Source organism: Flavobacterium daejeonense DSM 17708 (assembly GCF_000425425.1).
Lineage (GTDB): Bacteria > Bacteroidota > Bacteroidia > Flavobacteriales > Flavobacteriaceae > Flavobacterium > Flavobacterium daejeonense.
The window spans coordinates 241,669-260,121 of sequence record NZ_AUDK01000003.1; the positions used below are offsets into that span (position 1 = coordinate 241,669).

Below are 18,453 nucleotides of genomic sequence, written 5' to 3' on the forward strand. Positions count from 1 at the left end.
TTGTCTTTACTTTAATCAATTATTTTTTATACCGTTTTTCTCCTGCAACATCTTTTTCGAATAAAATCCGTTCCAGATTATAAAACTCAACAAAGTCTTTTTCGCTTAACTGTCCTTTGAATGGCGCATAATAATGCATCTTTTTTTCTTTTTCCTGCCAACCGTGATTCCGCCATACTAAAACATAGGAAATCTTATAATTTCCAATCGCTTTCATGAGCGTATGTGTCCACCATTTATCAAAAGGAATTGCTTCATATCCTGTCTCAGCAAAAGCCATCATTTTATGCTGTTCTTGCGCTATTTCATTCATGATTTTGAATTGTTTTTGGCAATCTTCAACAAAAGAATTATCTTTCAACGGATCTGTATATTGGTACTTATCAAAACTCAGGATATCTGCATAATTAGCACCCGGATAGTATTCTAAAAATTCTTCCTTAGTTTTAAAATCGGATGTATTGTACACATAAATCAGATTATGAATTCCCTTTTTTTGAAAATAGTCCAAAGTAAATCTCCATAAGCTTTTAAATTCTTCCGGACTTCCGTTGTTTCTGCACCACCAAAACCAATTTCCGGTAAGTTCATGATACGGACGGAATAACATTGGAATGGGTTTTCCATCCCGATCTTTCAGGGTCTTAATAAATTGTATCCCTTCATCGAGCCAGGCCTTATACTTTTCATGTTTTTCGCCACTCGGCAAAACGGAAGCCAATGATTTTGGAGTGGTATCCCAGGCATCTTTTCCTGTCAACGGATTATTAATGTGCCAGCTTAATGTTATAACCCCTCCTCTTTGATGCGCCTCTTTAATGTACTGTCTCATTTTGTCAAAAGGAATTCCGTCAAGATTATTGGCCGATTTATTTTCGAGGCCTCCTAAATCCCATCCATACACTGCGGGATAATCTCCGGCAACCTCTTTTACATCGCTTCTTCCTGCTTCGCATTTCCAGTTTACACCATAAGCCAGATCGTCCTGATGCCCAAAAAGAATTCCTTTTTCGGTTAAATGCGTCAATTTTTCATAGAAAACAACAAGCTCTTTAGTAGATTTTTTATCACTAAGAGACAATTTAGTATCAATTATTTTTTGTCCCGTAGAACAGGATATCCCCACAAAACAAAGGCTTAACACCGAAAAAATGATTTTTTTCATGATAATTAAAATTAACAGGGATCGTTATTAAACAATCCGTTATTTAGCTCATTCAACTTTCAAAAACCCAAAATAATTGATTTTAAAAAAATGAATTATTTAGCACATAAATTATTAAATTTATAAAAAAATAAATCTCTAAAAATGATTCTTACTTATTAAATCAGCTATTTTTAAAAGAATGATAATTTTATTTTTCAAAGATAATTCTATAACAGCTTCTCAATTAATATTATTTTATCAATTTTATATCATATTATTGCAAACAAAAAAACATCATGAGTAATTTGAAAAATTTCTACAGAGAAATACCCCCTTTATCACCCGGGGACAGTTTTTTAGTTTTCGACAGAGTCAAAGACAGTTTTGATTTCCCGGTACACTATCATCCTGAATTTGAAATCAATTTCATTCTGAACGGCAAAGGGGTAAAACGTGTGGTAGGAGACAATATTGAAGAAATCGACGAAATCGAACTGGTTTTGGTTGGCCCTAACTTATATCATGGTTGGGAATTAAACCATTGCAAGAACAAACAAATCAGAGAAATCACCATTCAGTTTCACAATGATTTATTTCACGAGTCTTTATTATCCAGAAAAATAATGACTCCTATAAAAGACATGTTCAACCGATCGATACACGGCATTTTATTTTCCAAAAAAACGGCCGAAGAACTCTCGTCACGCATCATAAAAATCTCAAAACTAGACGGAATGGATTATTTCCTGGAAATTGTATCCATATTATACGATCTGGCTAATTCCAGAAATCAGCGACTGTTATCAACCTTTACAGTTGATCACGACACCTTTGAAGATTACGACAAAATGAAATTAATCTATGAATATGTACAGAAAAACTTTTCCGAAAAAATAACTCTGGAAGAAGTCTCAAACGCTGCGAGCATGACCACCGTTTCTTTTAACCGATTTATAAAAAAACGCACCGGAAAAACTTTTGTCAACTACATTAACGACATCCGAATTGGCTATGCAGCGAGATGGCTTGCTGAAAAAGATTTAAGCATTTCGGAAATAGCATTCAAATCCGGCTTTAATAATATAGCCAATTTCAACAGAAGTTTTAAGTCTATTAAAAAATGTACTCCCAGTCAATACCGGGATGATTTTTCAGGATTAAAACGCATTTTATAATGATACTTTTTTGACATTTTTAAAACACAAACCAATCATCCATCCTCCTGAAGCCTTTTCTGTACTTACATACAATTATTTAAACCACAATTTATCATCTATATAAATATACATTATATAAATATACATGGTTTAAATTATACTTTTAACACATTTAAAGACATAAAGTAAAAATATTATCACTAATTGATATTATACTATTAATTTGATGATTAGTTCTGTTATACATTTGTTAATTATTATCCGGAAATAATTAATTCCTATTTGATTCCCGATTTTTTTTAAATCAGGAATTAGTAATCTTAACAAACCAATCATTTATTATGAAAAAACTAATGTCAAATTTAATCCATTGGAAAGTCAATCACAGAGCTGTTCCTCTGATTTTATTTTTATTACTAAGCAGTAATTTTGTATCGGCTCAAACCAATGTGGAGGGGATTGTGTCAGATGAAAATGGACTAACTATTCCTGGCGTAAATGTTTTTGTTGCCGGAACTCAAAATTCTGTTACTACGGATTTTGACGGGAAATTTTCGATTAAAGCTCCATCTAACGGCACTCTGGAATTTACCTTCGTAGGTTTTGAAACTCAAAAAGCGGCTATAAAAGGAAGAAGCAAAATCAATATTACTTTAAAATCTTCTTCGGAGGATTTAAAAGAAGTAGTTGTAATTGGTTATGGTACACAAAAAAGAGGCAATATTAATTCCTCAATATCTTCTGTTAAGGCATCTGACATAGCAAATTTAAAGCAAGTTTCAGTAGATCAAATGCTTCAGGGAAAGGCTGCCGGGGTTAGTGTAACAAACAACTCAGGGGCTCCGGGAGGCGCTGCTTCCATAAGAGTACGCGGAACCACTTCTGTATCAGGAACTAACGAACCTCTTTATATCATTGACGGTGTTCCTGTTTCGGGAGATGCAACAGGAAAATCTACCAGTGGACAACCATTGGCAGGTAAAGACGGATTTTCTTCTTCAGGAGGAAACGGAAATAATGCTGTCAGCCCATTATCCATGATAAACCCAAGCGATATTGAATCTATCGATATTTTAAAAGATGCTTCAGCAACAGCAATCTACGGTTCAAGAGGTGCTAATGGTGTTATTATTATTACCACTAAATCAGGAAAAAAAGGTGCAGGCAAAATTAGCTATGAAACCTCACTTTCATTTAACACTGTAAGCAACAAACTGGATGTTTTAAATTTATCGCAATACGCTACATTAAAAACCAATTTGGCTAAATTATGGGGATTCCAAACACGTCAGGAATTTTCACATCCTGAATTACTGGGGTCCGGTACCAACTGGCAGGATGAAGTTTACAGAACTGCTCTTGTAAAAAGCCACCAATTATCTTTTTCAGGTGCTAAAGAAGGAACCAGTTATTATTTATCAGGAAGTTATTTAGATAACGAAGGAACTATTATCAATTCAGGATTAAAAAGATACACTATCCGATTAAACTTGGATTCCAAAATTAAAAGCTGGCTTAAAGTTGGCGGAAACATAACCGCAGGTATTACTAACGAAAGTATTACAGTAAACCAAAGCTATTCAGGATTAATTTCAAATACATTATTACAAAGCCCTGACATCCCAGTAAGAAATAATGACGGAAGCTTTGCAGGACCTCCTTCTGCCGAACAAAGTGTTACCTATTACAATCCTGTTGCGGAAGCTTTAACCAGAGAAAACAAACTGATTCGTAAAAATTTCCTGGGAAACATTTTTGCTGAAGCAGAAATTTTTAAAGGATTAAAATACCGCTTTGAAATTGCAGGAAATACTGAATTTTCAGAAAATGATGATTTCAGACCCTCTTACAAATGGGGAACTCAGGAAAATATTTTAGCTGATTTGGATGTCAGAAGACAAAACTGGTATTCTATAAATGTTAAAAATTTACTGACTTACGATAAAAGTATCGGAAAGCACAAATTCACCGTTTTATTAGGTCAGGAAGCTAATGATTCTCATTGGGAAGGTTTGACTGCATCTGCACAGGGATTTAAAACAAACTCCATTCACACCATCAATCTGGCTGATGCCGATAACAATACTGTTTCACAATACAAAGGAAGCGGTTCGCTTTCATCACTTTTTGCGCGTGTCATTTACGATTTTAACGAAAAATACAGTGTTTCAGCTTCTATAAGACAAGACGTATCTTCAAAATTTGATCCTACTACTGATAATCAAAAAGGGGTTTTCAAATCTATTTCAGGTTCCTGGAAATTATCCAACGAATCATTCATGGAAAACACCCGAAAATATGTAGACAATATCAAATTCAGAATTGGTTACGGAGAAACAGGAAATCAACAAATCCCAAACAATGCTTATTCAGCCATGTTGGGTGTTCAAAACTCCGGTTTAGGAAGCGGTTTTCTGCCTTCTAATTATCCAAATCCTGACTTAGTATGGGAATCACTAAATCAAACCAATTTAGGTATTGATTTTACAATGTTTGACTCTAAATTATCTGCCAGCTTTGATGTTTACAATAAAAAATCAAAAGACTTTTTATTCCAGGTACCTTTACCATTATACCTAACTGGTGGCGGAGGACAATACGGAGGTGTTTCTGCTCCTTATTCTAACCTGGGAAGTATGACTAATAAAGGAATTGACATCACTTTAGGATTCGACACTAAATCTTCAGGAAATGTCAACTGGAGTTCTTCTTTGGTTTTGTCACATTATAAAAACAGTTTAGATGAAATTGCTAACGGAATGATTCTTACTCAGGAAGTGAACACTAACGGATACCAACCGGTTGTGGTAACAAACACCTTAGTAGGAAGCCCTATCGGTATGTTTTATGGTTACATTGCCGAAGGATTATTTAAAGACCAAACCGTATTAGACAATGCCCCTATCCAGTTTGGACAACCAGTGGGTACAGGAGCCGGTGAAACCGCTTTAGGAGATGTAAAATACAAAGATGTTAATGAAGACGGTAAAATTGATGCCAACGACAAAACTTTTATTGGAAATCCGCATCCGGATTTAACTTTTGGTTTTACCAATAATTTCAAATACAAAAACTTTGATTGCTCAGTATTCCTTCAGGGATCTTTAGGAAATGATGTCATGAACCTAACCCGAAGAGCCGGTACAACAAACACCTCTTTATATGACAATCAATTAGTCGAAGCGTTGAATTATTACTCTGAAACTAACACCTCAAGCAATATCCCACGACCTATTGCCGATGCATCAAATACTAACTTACTAATTTCTTCACGATATGTTGAAGACGGTTCTTATTTGAGAATTCAAAACGTAACATTTGGTTATTCCCTGCCTTACGACCTAATTTCTAAATACAAGATCTCAAGATTACGTTTTTACGGAACAGCACAAAACCTTTTTACGTTTACAAACTATTCAGGTTATGACCCGGAAATTGGTTCTTTTAATCAAAATGTACTTCTGTCCGGAATTGACAATGGAAGATATCCTATAGCAAGAACATTTTCAATAGGGCTTAACGTAGAATTTTAAAAAACAAAATTAAGATGAAAAGGAAATTATTTTCAAACAGATATATTTTGCTAGCAGTAGCAACAGCATTTCTTATGTTTGGTTCTTGTCAGGATGATTTTACCGACAGACCTTCGGAAGACGGAATAAGTTTAGACGCCTATTACAGCACAAATGACCAGGTTATTTCGGCTACCAATGGTATGTACAGCAGAACCTGGTTTCAAATGTATAATAAATTCTGGTGGGCACTTGAGGTAGGCTCCGGAAATATGTATTCAGGATCTTCGGATGTTAGCGGATTAAGAACTTTCTCTTTGAACGGAAGTGATCCCGAGTTAGTAAACGGTTGGTCAGCTTTATGGGCTAATGTCCAACAGGCCAACATGATTATTAACTTTTTAACTGACAGAGTAGGTCCTGCAGTCGATCAAAGCGTTTTAGACAATACAATAGGCGAAGCTTATTTTATGAGAGCTACAGCATATTTTGATTTGGTAAGACTTTGGGGACCGGTGCCAATTATTGAAAACCCGCTTGATTATACGAGTAATCCGTATGTAAACACTAATACTGTTGCCGATATTTATAAATTAATCACAATGGATTACTTAAAAGCAATTGATTTATTAGAAGCCAAAACCCGAGGAACAACTTATGCTAACAATGGACGTGTATCCAAAGGTTCTGCCAGAGCAATGTTAGCCAAAGTATATTTATACCAAAAAGATTATGCTAATGCCAAAGCCATGGCGGAAGAAGTGATTAATAGTGGTGAATTCAAATTACTGGGAGGCGATCAGTTACCAACAAAAAGTTTTGGAGACCTGTTTACTTACGGCAACAACAATAACGAAGAATCTATTTTTGCATTACAATGGAAAGGCGATGGAAATTACGGCTCAGCCAATAACTGCAATACGCAATTTGGATTCAAAGATGGAGATTTATCCACTTCAAACGCTTCTTATGCCGGAGTTTTCGGTCCCGGACAGGAAATTTTCACACTATACAGCTCTACCGACAAAAGAAAGCATGAAACTATTATGGTTGCAGGAGACAGCTACCCAAGCATAAAAACAACAACAGGCGTTGGATTTACGGTACCTGCCGATAAAGACCTTGCACAGGGATCAGGCGGAGCTATTAAAAAATACTGTATAGGAGTTGTTAACGGTTCTACAACTGGGCCAATTGACAACTGGGCCATGATGGACAACAACACTTATGTAATGCGCTATGCCGAGTTATTATTAATTCATGCCGAAGCTATTTTAGGAAATGCCGCAAGCACTTCAGATGCAGCTGCTTTGAGTTCGATAAACGCTGTTAGACGAAGAGCAGGATTAACTGACCTGACCTCTATAACATTTGATGCTATTTTTCTTGAAAGAAGAAAAGAACTTTGTTTTGAAGGAGATTATTGGTTTGATTTAGGGCGTATTGACAAAACAAAAGCAATTGAAATCATATCAGCGCAAAACCGTGGAGACCGATATGGCGCCCGCTATTATACCCCTGTGTATAGTGAAGATCATGCAACCAATGATTTTTACATGGATTATCCGGACAACGAGGTTGCTAAAAATCCAAAATTATTACAAGATCCGGTTCCGTATACTTTTAAATAATTTCTAAAATTTTACTAAGATGAAAAATATAAAAATAAAATACCTGTTGCCCTTTCTTTCAATGGCACTTTTGGTAATCGGGACATTTTCTTCATGTGACAATAACGACTCTGACTCAGGCACAGACCCTTTAAAAATAGACAGTGTTTCTAAAGCAGTAGAAGGAGATCTGACACCGGTTACACAAGGAGACCCAAAAAATTATTATATCATCAGAGGAAGCGGTTTTACGAATGTTCAAAAAATCTACTTCAATGATTTTGACACTTATTTCAATCCCGTAATGGTTACTGATACTGAAATTTTTGTATTAATTGATGAAAAAACTCCTTATGCAAATGCCAGCAATCAATTAAAAGTTGTTACTAACGATGGCAGTGTGACTTACGATTTTGTAATTTCTCCTCCTACACCAACAGTTAACAGCTTTAACCCTGTAAATGCTGTTGAAAATGATATCATCACTATTTATGGAAACTATTTCTTAGACCCTGTTGTTAAAATTGGCGACGAAACCGTAGCCGTAATTTCATCAACATTAACAGAAATTCAGGTAAAAGTTCCCGCAGGAGCTGATAAAAAATACATTACAGTTGCCAACATCTCTGGAGAAGCTACCTCTGCAGATGCAATTGGAACAGCTATTTATGATGATGTTTTTTACGGCATTGACGGAACAGGCGGCTGGGGGATTTCAAATCTTCTTATCGATAATGCTTCCTCCGGAGAAGTTGCTCAGGGAACTAAAGCCATCAAAGTAGACATCACTTCCTGGTCCGGTTTCCAAATTGACATGTGGAATAACGGAGGCCATCCTGTTCCTGCCGGAGCTAAGGGAATAAAATTCCAAATGAAACTGAAAGCCGCTGCTCAAATGAGAGTTATTGTTGGTGGCGACTGGAATCATCAGGTTTGGTTTAACTTAACTACAAATTACGACACCTATGTTGTAAAATGGGCTGATTTAGGTCTTTCTGCAGCACCTGCAACTATTGGTCAAATTGTTTTTGGAAGTGACGGAACCAATACTACTTTCTATATTGATAATATTGGATTCCAATTATAATTAATACAATAATACGTTTTCAGGAATTCCCTAATTTTTACATTAGGGAATTCTTTTTAATATTTATTTAAACACATTTACAATGAAAAGATTACTTTTTACACTTTTACTTTCCGGGTTCGCAATTGGGGCTTTTTCTCAGGGAAATGTTTACAAACTGGAATCGGGAAAATACGAAGGATTAGCAATGACACCGCCAATGGGATGGAACTCCTGGAATACTTTTGAAACTAATATTGATGAAAAATTAGTTAAAGAAACGGCAGATATTTTGGTTTCTTCGGGAATGGCGGCTGCTGGCTATAATTATATAGTGCTAGATGACGGATGGATGACTAAAGAAAGAGATAAAGATGGTAATCTGGTTCCTGACCCTGTAAAATTTCCAAACGGAATGAAAGCATTAATAGATTACGTTCATGCAAAAGGATTAAAATTTGGATTGTATAATTGTGCCGGTACTCATACCTGTGCCGGATATCCGGGGACACGCGGCTTTGAATACCAAGACGCCCGTTTTTATGCAAATTTAAACATCGACTTCCTAAAATACGACTGGTGTAATACTGAAGGAATTAACGCAAAGGAGGCATACACTACAATGAGTAACGCCCTTAAAACTGCCGGAAAGCCTATTGTTTTCAGTTTATGCGAATGGGGAGATAACCAACCCTGGGAATGGGGCAAACCAGTTGGAAACCTTTGGAGAATTTCCGGAGATATTTATCCGTGTTTTGACTGCGAATACAAACATGAAGGAAACTGGTCGTCCTGGGGATTTATGAAAATTCTTGAAATGCGTAAAGACATTCGTAAATATTCAGGTCCGGATCATTGGAATGATTTTGATATGCTGGAAGTAGGAAATGACATGAACGACACAGAAGACAAATCTCATTTCACGATGTGGTCAATGATGTCTTCTCCTCTTATTGCCGGAAATGATTTAAGAAAAATGACTAAAGAAACTTTAGCTATTTTAACCAACAAAGAATTGATTGCTATAAACCAGGACAAATTAGGAATTCAGGGTTTTAAATATTCAGCAGAAGACGGATTAGAAGTTTGGGTAAAACCTTTATCTGACGGAAACTGGGCAATAACTTTCTTAAACAGAAGTGAGGCTACAAAAAAGATAAATTTCGATTGGAAAAAACACACGATAAAAGATACTGACTTCAATATGGAAGCCAATCTTGCAACAACTATCTATAAAATAAAAGATCTTTGGAAAAACAAGATGATTGGCAGTACGAAAAAAGCTTTCAGTGCTGAAATACCATCACATGATGTAATTACACTTAAATTGATGAAATAGTATAATTTTTTGAGTTATTTTGTACTAAAAACAAGTAAGGCTTCGATTTTAATAATCGAAGCCTTTTGCTTTTTCAACTTACACAGTTAGTGAGACACTACCATAAAAACAGAAAATTATAAAAAGAGGCTGTCCGAAAAGGTAACCTTTCTGTTTTTTTAAATTAATTCCTCTTTTACTTCATTCTTGTTAAGCACTAAATCATTTCCCTCTCAATATTTTCAACAACCTAAAATTGAGGTATAATTTTTCTTTACCCAGTTGTTCGCTTTTTAAGAAGTCCTGACTCTCTAATTCTTTAAGGTAATTCCCCACTGTTTTAAGATTTCCCAGACCTGCTTTTTCTAATTGGTGTCTTTTAGTATAGGGTAATCTGAACAGTTCTTCCATTAGATCTTTAGAATATATTTTTGGCAATTTTTGCTGTATTTCTGCTGCCATCGTATTCATCAAAGTTTCTATGGTGGTAATTTGAGCCCTTCCTTTTAAAGCTGTTTGTTTCACCATATCCAGCATGTACATAATCCAATCCTGCCAATTACCGTCTTCTGTTACTTTCCGTAAATTGGTATAATACTCGGCTTTGTACTGTATAATATAATTACTTAAAAACAATGCAGGTAAATCTAGTAAGCCTGTCATCTTGAGATACAATAATAAAATGATTCTTCACGTACGTCCATTACCGTCAAAGAATGGGTGAATGGCCTCGAACTGATAATGTATGATTGCCATTTTAACCAATGGATCTATTGTATCTTCGGCATGGATGAAATCTTCCAGATTTTTTAGTTTTTCCCTAATCACAGTTTATCCTTCCGGCGGTGTATAAACGACTGTATTAGTTTGTGGATTTTTTAATTGTGTGCCCGGTGCATTGCGAATACCGGATTGATTTTTCTTAATAATTTGCACTAAGGCAATGAATAAATTCGTTGTTAAAATTGGTCTTTTTTCAATTTGTTTTATCCCATACCATAGGGCGTCCTTATAGTGCATTACTTCTTTGGTTGCCAGATTATCATTTTTCTTATCGGCAATTGAAGCTTTGAATAATTCGTCCAGAGGGGTAATGATATTTTCGATTGCTGAACTTGCCTGTGCTTCCTGTAAATTGATGGTATCAATAAAAAGTGTTGGATTAGGCAAATTAGTTATCGCCCCTTTTAATTCCGACAAGGCCCTACTAGCACTGATAGTTTTTTTAATATACGCATATTCTCTATTTCCACCTGTGGTGGTAACAGCGGTAAATTGTCGTATGGAATTTTTGGATTATATATTACTTTGTTGTTCATAATGCTGCTTTTTGAACAAGGGTGTTATTTACCTCTGTAGTGTGTTCAAGTGTAAATATATAAAAAATTACTCTCGTATTGTTTTTACAGGTAAAATTTGCCCTCGTTTTTATTAGGTACAGATTTCGCTTCTTTTTTAGTAAAATTTACCAATATCTAACCTCATCGCTTATCTTTTGTATTTGAATCAAATGCAATCAAATTAAACATTTGTCTCAATCTTGAACGGATACGATTTCCATAGACTTTTTCAATTTCGGTAACTGAAAGATTAATTGAGATATAAATAATTGTATTATTTTCATCGAACTAAATTAAGTTATTGTAGAATCATCCTCTAAAATCCAAACTTAAATTATATAATTTCTCTAAATCTGATATAAATCGGTTCGAAAAAACGATATTTTGAGGAGCTTTTTTAGAAAGCCATTCAAGAAATTGAGTGGCTTTTTTTGTTTATATACTTTTCAAAATCCCGCAAATACTGGACATGACGTCGATTACCATTACAGGAATTGGTTCGAAAACCGTCATTTTCTATAATTAAATTTTTAGGGTAAATTATGCTCAAAAAATTTGTTTTTCCTGAGCCAGATAAGTGGTTGAATAAAGAACTGTAAAAATATGCCCTTCAATTGTCTAACCATAGACAGGCAATTGAAGGGCAATATATTCTCTGATGGTTTTATAATTTTACAATCTTTTCTTTACCATCGTATGAGAGTGTTTTATTAAAATTAGCAGTTCGGTTCACTATAAACTGTTTTCCATCAGTTACAATTACAATATTAAACTTTCTGTTTTTTAGCATACCGTTGAAACTACCACTTCTTTTTCCAATCGTTAAAGTTTGAGTTTTATCGTTCCATCTGAAAGTAATAGTTGAATAGGCACCTTTCTCGTAATTGTAATTATCATTTTCATCTTCATATAAAGTAAACGCCCCATCAGCTCCAGAATACACCCGGATTTCTAAATTATCCCATTTTTTTTCCGTAGCATATTGTACTTGTGGTCCAAAAGGAATTATACTTCCCGATTTGATATATAATGGAATCTCATCTATTTTTGTCTCCTTTTCTATTTCCTGACCACCATTAATTTTTTCGTTGGTCCAGAAATCGTACCAGGAGGTTCCTTTGGGCAAATATACTTTTGTTGATTTCACCTGAGCAAAAGTAGTTTCTTGTATTTTTGCACTATTTGTATCCTCATTTTTATTCCAGCCTGTTTCTTCGTTTGATTTTACAATCGTTTCCGGAGTATATTGTGCATGAACAACAGGCGCAACTAAAATTGATTTACCAAATAGATACTCATTATTCATGTTGACAACTTTCTTATCATCGAAATCCATCACTAAAGCACGCATCATGGTTGATTGATGTTTTGTAATATCCCATGAAGCAGAATAAATGTATGGCAACAGCGAATAACGTAAATCAATTGTTTTAGCTATGGCATCAAAAATAAGATCTCCTTTTTTACCGAAATTGTATATTTCTCTAGGAATATCTGTTCCATGAGAACGCATCATAGGAGTAAATGCACCAAACTGCATCCAGCGCACATACAATTCCTGAAACGATGGATTTTTTGTTCCATCACCCCAACCTTTTTTATAAGCGCCTGCGAAGAAACCTCCAATATCTGTATTCCAATACGGAATAGCACTCATAGAAAAATTAAGTCCGGCCGGAATCTGATTGCGCAGAGACTGCCAGGATGAATTGACATCACCCGACCAGGTATTCGCTCCATAGCGTTGCTGACCAGCAAAAGCAGAACGTGTAAGAATAAAGATTCGCTTATCTGAACTTTCTGCACGCTGGTGTTCAGAAACTCCTCCTACGGTCATCAATGGAAAAGCGTTGCGTACTTTTCGGAATGAACCTAAATAGGTTTTTATATCAAAATCCGAAGGTTTAAAGTCCATGTGATCCGGTTCTGATGAATCCATCCACCAACCATCAATACCTACAGAAAAAAGACCTTTACTTAAATACTTCCAATAGATGTTACGAGCTTCAGGATTATACGGATCATAGGGCTGAACACCTGATGGATAGTCACGGTTGGGTGGCCAGAATTCTACTCCGGATTGCGGCCAGGTACCAAAATTTAAAAGCATTCCTTTAGGTTGCATTTCTTTGAATTGTTTGGTTTGTGGTCCAAATGAATTCCAAATAGAAATAATGACATGTGCATTCATATTGTGAATATCATCCACCATTTTCTTTGGATTTGGAAATTCAGTATTAAGAAATTCCATCGCATTCCATAAATAATTATTGCCCCAATACTGCCAATCCTGAATAATTCCGTCCAGCGGCACTCCAAGTTCGCGATATTTACTCACAACACCTACCAATTCATTTTGACTTTTATAACGTTCCTTACTTTGCCAATAGCCAAATGTCCATAATGGAAACATTGGTGCTTGTCCGGTAAGTTCTCTCATACCCGCAATAGAACCGTCAATACTTTCACCAAGTACAAAGTAATAATCAATACAATCGCCTACTTCTGATTTAAATGATGTAACTTCCGGCTTATCTTCAAAAACAGTTGGAGAGTAATTGTCCCAAAACAATCCGTAGCCTTTAGTAGAAACTAAAAAAGGAACATAATCATCAACATTCCCTTGTACCATATTGATTTTAGCATTACGAAGTGATAACTGACCACGTTGTTGTTGCCCCAAACCATAAATAGCTTCGTCTTTATCTAATGCAAAATCTTGATTGATGCCATACGTTTTAGATCCTGCATCATTAAAATCTGTAAACGTTGCACCAGATGCTGTCTCGCTTAAAAGTGCTGACCCGGCAAGAGAGTTAAAAGATACTTTACCCGATTTCAAATCTAGATCCACTTTCATTTTATCGCTTTTCAATGAAACGATATCTCCTTTTTGTTGAGAGGTGAATTTAATGGACTCTGGTTTTTTAATTACAGACAGACTCTCTTTTTTGAAAGCAATTCCTTTCGGTGATTTTAAAACACGTACAATCGTTGAACTGTAAAATTGGACTTCAACATCCAGTGTATGGAATTTAGTTTTTACTCCAAGAGTTGTTTTTTGATAATCTTGAGCTGTTAAGGACGAAAAAGAAAACAACGCAAGCAATAGCATGTACTTGCAGTTTTTACTCAGAAATGCATTTCTCATTTGGTTAATTTTTTTAGTTAATCAATAAGAATCAAAATTATTTTTTATCATTTAAAGAAGCAGGTACACTATGTTGTTTTCATGGGTGCATTTGGTTGTTTATTCCTTTATAACAGTTCATTATCAGTATTTCTTTCACTTTGTGCATACTTTGAAGGACTTACTCCAAAAACTTCTTTGAAATATTTACTGAAATATTTTTGCGTATTAAAGCCTACTTTTTCAGATACCTCAGCTACGGAATAGTGTCCCTGAATTAATAGTTGAGCGGCTCGTTTTAATCGAATGGAACGGATGAATTCCGAAGGAGAAAGTCCTGTAATTGATTGTAGTTTTTTATACAAAACGGTTCGATCCATAGCTAAATCCCGGCTGAACTCCTGAACAGAATATTCGGCATTATCCATGTTTTTTTCCATGTAGCTAAGTGCCTTTTCAATTAACTGTTTATCAATTGATGTAATGGTAATCTCTTTCGGGTTTACTTCTAATTTTTGTAAAAAAGTAGCTTGACGAAGATTCTTCTGCGTAATTAATTTCTCTATTCGAAGCAACAAAATATCGAGATTAAAGGGTTTAGACAAATACTCGTCAGCTCCGGATTGGTAACCTGTTATTTTGAGTTCTTCGGAGGAACGTGCAGTCAATAATATCACCGGAATATGGGAAGTTTGCAAATTGGATTTTATGCTTTCGCATAATTCAAAGCCATTTACTTTTGGCATCATTACATCGCTTATAATTAAATCAGGCCTAATTGATAAAGCCATATTTATACCGTCTTCACCATTGGCAGCCTCAAATACTTCGTAGCTGTTAGCTAGCTCCTTAATCAGAAAAGACCTTAAATCCTCATTGTCTTCTACTACCAAAAGCTTCTCTTTTTTTATATCCGCCAGTACACTTTGATTCTCGCTTATAGGATTTGTATCTGTAATTAGCACTTCCGAATCTATTTCTTGTGGAACAAGATGAGTTGGAATTTTAAGACTAAATATTGTTTCTACATTTGGTTCACTCGTAACTGAAATTTCACCCGAGTGTAAGGTCACATATTCTTTCACTAAGTGTAAACCTATTCCGCTTCCTCCCTGACTACCGGAAGATTGATAAAAACGATCAAATACATAAGAAAGGTCTTTTTCAGGAATACCCAGGCCTGAATCTATAACTTCTAAATAAACTGAATTAGCATTTTTTGGCGAAAGCCGAACCATTATTGTTCCTCCTTTTGGGGTAAACTTAAAAGCATTCGACAATAAATTATTAATTATTTTATGTAATTTATCTTTATCAAAATACATAAATAACTCTGAAACATTCGATTGTATTGAAAATTCAATTTGTTTTTCCTGAGCCAATTTGCTGAATAATTCTTCAAATTGTTTTACAAAATCTATCAGGTCACCAAAAGTCAGATGCAGTTTTTCACCCGAAATTTCCAATCGCCTAAAATCCAATAATTGATTGACCAAATGCTGTAAATTAATGGCATGACGGTAAACTAAACGAATTCTTGATTCTAAATGAGTTTCTTTTATTTCTTTCAATATCGATTCGAGAGGCGTAATAATTAAGGTAAGCGGTGTGCGGAATTCATGGCTTACATTAGTAAAAAAACTAAATTTCATTTCATTCAGTTTTTCTTCGTTCTTCCTCATTATTTTTTGAGTGGTCCATCGTTTGTAATACGTCAAAGACAAATAGAGCAAGAATAAAGCTGTTGCTAAATATAAAATATATGCCAAAGGAGTTTTCCAAAAAGGCGGATGAACTATGATGCTAATTTGTGAATAATCATCAGTCCATGCCCGACTATTGCTGGCTGTTTTTACTTTTAATACATAAGTTCCGGGAGACACATTAGTATAGGTGGCACTTCCTGTTCCGCTTTTAGCCACTATTTCCCGCCAATTATCATCCACTCCTTCCAAACGATACCGGTAATAGGTTTGTGTAGGATTGACATAATTTAGCGCAGAGAAATGAATACTAATAAAATTTTGATTGTACTTCAATTCTAATTGTGAACTTGAAGCAATTGCTTTTTTCAGTATCGTTTTCCCGTCATAGGATTCACCTACTTTTACTTCACTGCCAAAAAGCTGTAACTCTGTAAACAGTGGTTTTTGTAATTGCTTTAAATCCCAGGGCTTTTTTAAATCAATAACATTAAAACCATTTACACCTCCCATGAATAACTTCCCGTTTTCACTGGCATAAATTGCATTGGGAATAAATTCATTTTCAATCACACCGTCATAATGATTGAAATTAGCAATAGCAAAATCAAGCTGTTTACCTTTATCATCCACAGTAATTCGGGAAATACCGGCAGCGGTTGTAACCCATAGCTTCCCCTGTTTGTCTTCCGCAATAGCCTTAATACTGTTATTGACCAAACCATCATCGGTATAGAGCGTATGAAATTCTTTTTTTAGGGAATTCCAAATATTTAATCCATCCTGAATACCCAGCCAAACTATCCCCCGACTGTCTTTAAAAACACAGCTATAGTGCTGATTTTTATTTTTCAAAATTTTATTAAAAGGTTGACTAATGCGGTGCGTTGTATAATGATATTCAAATAATCCTGCGTCACTTATCCCTATAAAAGCCTGCTTGCCAAAAGGAATTAATTGAGAAACGGAACCTAATTTTTCCCCATTCAACTTTGGTTGCAACAACTGGGCATTTCCAGTTGTTGAATTAAATTCAACCAATCCTTCGGTTGCTGCCAGTAAAAACTGATTTGCTGATTGCTCAACAATGTTTCGGCAATGGTATTGTAACTCAATAGGTTTTATCTGATTGTTTTGTAAACAATACATTCCTTTATTCCTGGTACAAATCCAAATCCTGTCTTTGGAATCTTTTGTCATCGAAAAACAATCGGCATCGGCTGGTAAACCTTGGAAAACCGAGAGCGTATTTTTTTGAAAATTATAGCTGTACAATCCATTTCTTGTCCCTGTCAGAAATGTATTCGTTGTTATTTCTGTAAAACAGTTTATATTAATATCCTTATCCTGAGTGCCAAAAAATGTTTTACCAATATTCTTGAATTTAAAGCGATCGGGATGATAATACAACAACCCATGATTAAAGGTCCCAATCCAGAGTCCGCCTTGTGAATCATTATAAAGGGTACTGGCTTCCGTATGTACCTGCGTTCCGTCAACCAATTTAAACGAGGGAATAAATTGTTTCTCTTTTAAATTTTTATCAATAAACCACAACCCAATAGCACAACTCACCCATAAATTACCTTTACTATCCACAGAAATAGTGTTGAGCCAATAATTGGTTTGAAGTATTTTTGTGTGCTTTCGATTCTTAATATCATAAGCTAATATAAGGCCGGCAGAACCATTTCGTATTTGATATAATGAATTATTTGATTGAACGACCATTAGGGTTCGATCGTATTGCCTTTGCTTTTCTTCTGATAAAGAATTAGTTCTATACAGTTCTTTAGCTGTTTTTAAATCATAACAAACGATTAATCCGTTTCTATAAAAAAGAAAAAGCTGTTTCTGAATTACTGCTATATCATAAAGTTGGTCTTTAATACCATTGGGAGTGGAGACATTTTGAATAAAAACAGTAGTTTTCTTTTTTTTGGTATCTCTAAATAAAAGCTTATCATAAGAAGTAAGCACCCAATAATTCTGGTAAGCGTCCAGAAAAAAGTCGGCAATTGACTCCTGAATTTCCATAGATGATAATATCCTTTTTGGATTTTGTTCAAAGCGTTCCTGTTTAATATCAATAAGCATCAGTTTTCCTTTGTCTTTTATCCACATGTAATCTTTGTCCACGTAACTGTGGTGAAATCCGTTGTAGCCGGTTAAAGGATAAATTGTATTGTTTTTTTGATGTAAATATTTAAAAGATGTTCCATCGTAAATATTTGTTAATCCTTCGGTAGTAATAACCATTCTCCCGTCCTGAAGTTGCGAAATAGTACGAACCCTATTGTCGGAAAGTCCTTCTTTGGAATCAATTGCTGAAAAGACAAAAGATTGTTGCGCACATAGTGACACATAAAAACAAAAAAAATATCCAAGTAAAATATAACGCATTGTGGCTATTTATCTATTTCGAATAACTAATCTACAAAAAAAGAAGAACTTGGAATAAAAGAAACTT

The 18,453-nt window shown here is 35.0% G+C and carries 11 protein-coding genes; 5 read left to right on the plus strand and 6 right to left on the minus strand.

Annotated features, from left to right (window positions below; all coding sequences use genetic code 11):
• Window positions 1-19: 19 nt before the first annotated feature.
• Window positions 20-1,165 (minus strand): glycoside hydrolase family 26 protein, encoded by a 1,146-nt coding sequence (locus H599_RS0104500; RefSeq protein WP_026713033.1) that lies wholly within the window; start codon window positions 1,163-1,165, stop codon window positions 20-22.
• Window positions 1,166-1,443: 278 nt separating this feature from the next.
• Here H599_RS0104500 and H599_RS0104505 point away from each other — a divergent pair, with 278 nt between their 5' ends.
• From H599_RS0104505 to H599_RS0104525, 5 genes are all read left to right on the plus strand, one after another.
• Window positions 1,444-2,322, plus strand: a complete 879-nt coding sequence (locus H599_RS0104505) for a helix-turn-helix domain-containing protein (protein WP_026713034.1) — start codon at window positions 1,444-1,446, stop codon at window positions 2,320-2,322.
• A 335-nt stretch (window positions 2,323-2,657) separates the two neighbouring features.
• On the plus strand, window positions 2,658-5,837 hold the full coding sequence (locus H599_RS0104510; protein ID WP_026713035.1) for a SusC/RagA family TonB-linked outer membrane protein: 3,180 nt from the start codon (window positions 2,658-2,660) through the stop codon (window positions 5,835-5,837).
• 14 nt (window positions 5,838-5,851) lie between these two features.
• Window positions 5,852-7,447 carry a RagB/SusD family nutrient uptake outer membrane protein gene (locus tag H599_RS0104515; RefSeq protein WP_026713036.1) on the plus strand — a complete coding sequence of 532 codons (1,596 nt, stop codon included), beginning with the start codon at window positions 5,852-5,854 and terminating at the stop codon, window positions 7,445-7,447.
• A gap of 19 nt (window positions 7,448-7,466) precedes the next feature.
• Window positions 7,467-8,513: an IPT/TIG domain-containing protein gene (locus H599_RS19200; RefSeq protein WP_051590639.1), complete on the plus strand. Its 1,047-nt coding sequence runs from the start codon at window positions 7,467-7,469 to the stop codon at window positions 8,511-8,513.
• 82 nt (window positions 8,514-8,595) lie between these two features.
• Window positions 8,596-9,831 (plus strand): glycoside hydrolase family 27 protein, encoded by a 1,236-nt coding sequence (locus H599_RS0104525; RefSeq protein WP_026713037.1) that lies wholly within the window; start codon window positions 8,596-8,598, stop codon window positions 9,829-9,831.
• A 201-nt stretch (window positions 9,832-10,032) separates the two neighbouring features.
• On the opposite strand, the gene H599_RS21165 is transcribed toward H599_RS0104525, so the two are convergent.
• From H599_RS21165 to H599_RS19210, 5 genes are all read right to left on the minus strand, one after another.
• Window positions 10,033-10,473, minus strand: a complete 441-nt coding sequence (locus H599_RS21165) for a Fic family protein (protein ID WP_245600486.1) — start codon at window positions 10,471-10,473, stop codon at window positions 10,033-10,035.
• 27 nt (window positions 10,474-10,500) lie between these two features.
• The gene (locus H599_RS21170) at window positions 10,501-10,638 is read right to left on the minus strand and encodes a Fic family protein (RefSeq protein ID WP_245600487.1); all 138 of its coding nucleotides are present in this window, start codon (window positions 10,636-10,638) and stop codon (window positions 10,501-10,503) included.
• Window positions 10,639-10,641: 3 nt separating this feature from the next.
• The gene (locus tag H599_RS21175) at window positions 10,642-11,010 is read right to left on the minus strand and encodes a Fic/DOC family N-terminal domain-containing protein (RefSeq protein ID WP_245600488.1); all 369 of its coding nucleotides are present in this window, start codon (window positions 11,008-11,010) and stop codon (window positions 10,642-10,644) included.
• Between the two features lie 804 nt (window positions 11,011-11,814).
• Window positions 11,815-14,301, minus strand: a complete 2,487-nt coding sequence (locus H599_RS0104535; protein ID WP_081810505.1) for a glycoside hydrolase family 31 protein — start codon at window positions 14,299-14,301, stop codon at window positions 11,815-11,817.
• Between the two features lie 107 nt (window positions 14,302-14,408).
• The gene (locus H599_RS19210) at window positions 14,409-18,386 is read right to left on the minus strand and encodes an ATP-binding protein (RefSeq protein WP_051590640.1); all 3,978 of its coding nucleotides are present in this window, start codon (window positions 18,384-18,386) and stop codon (window positions 14,409-14,411) included.
• Window positions 18,387-18,453 lie beyond the last annotated feature (67 nt).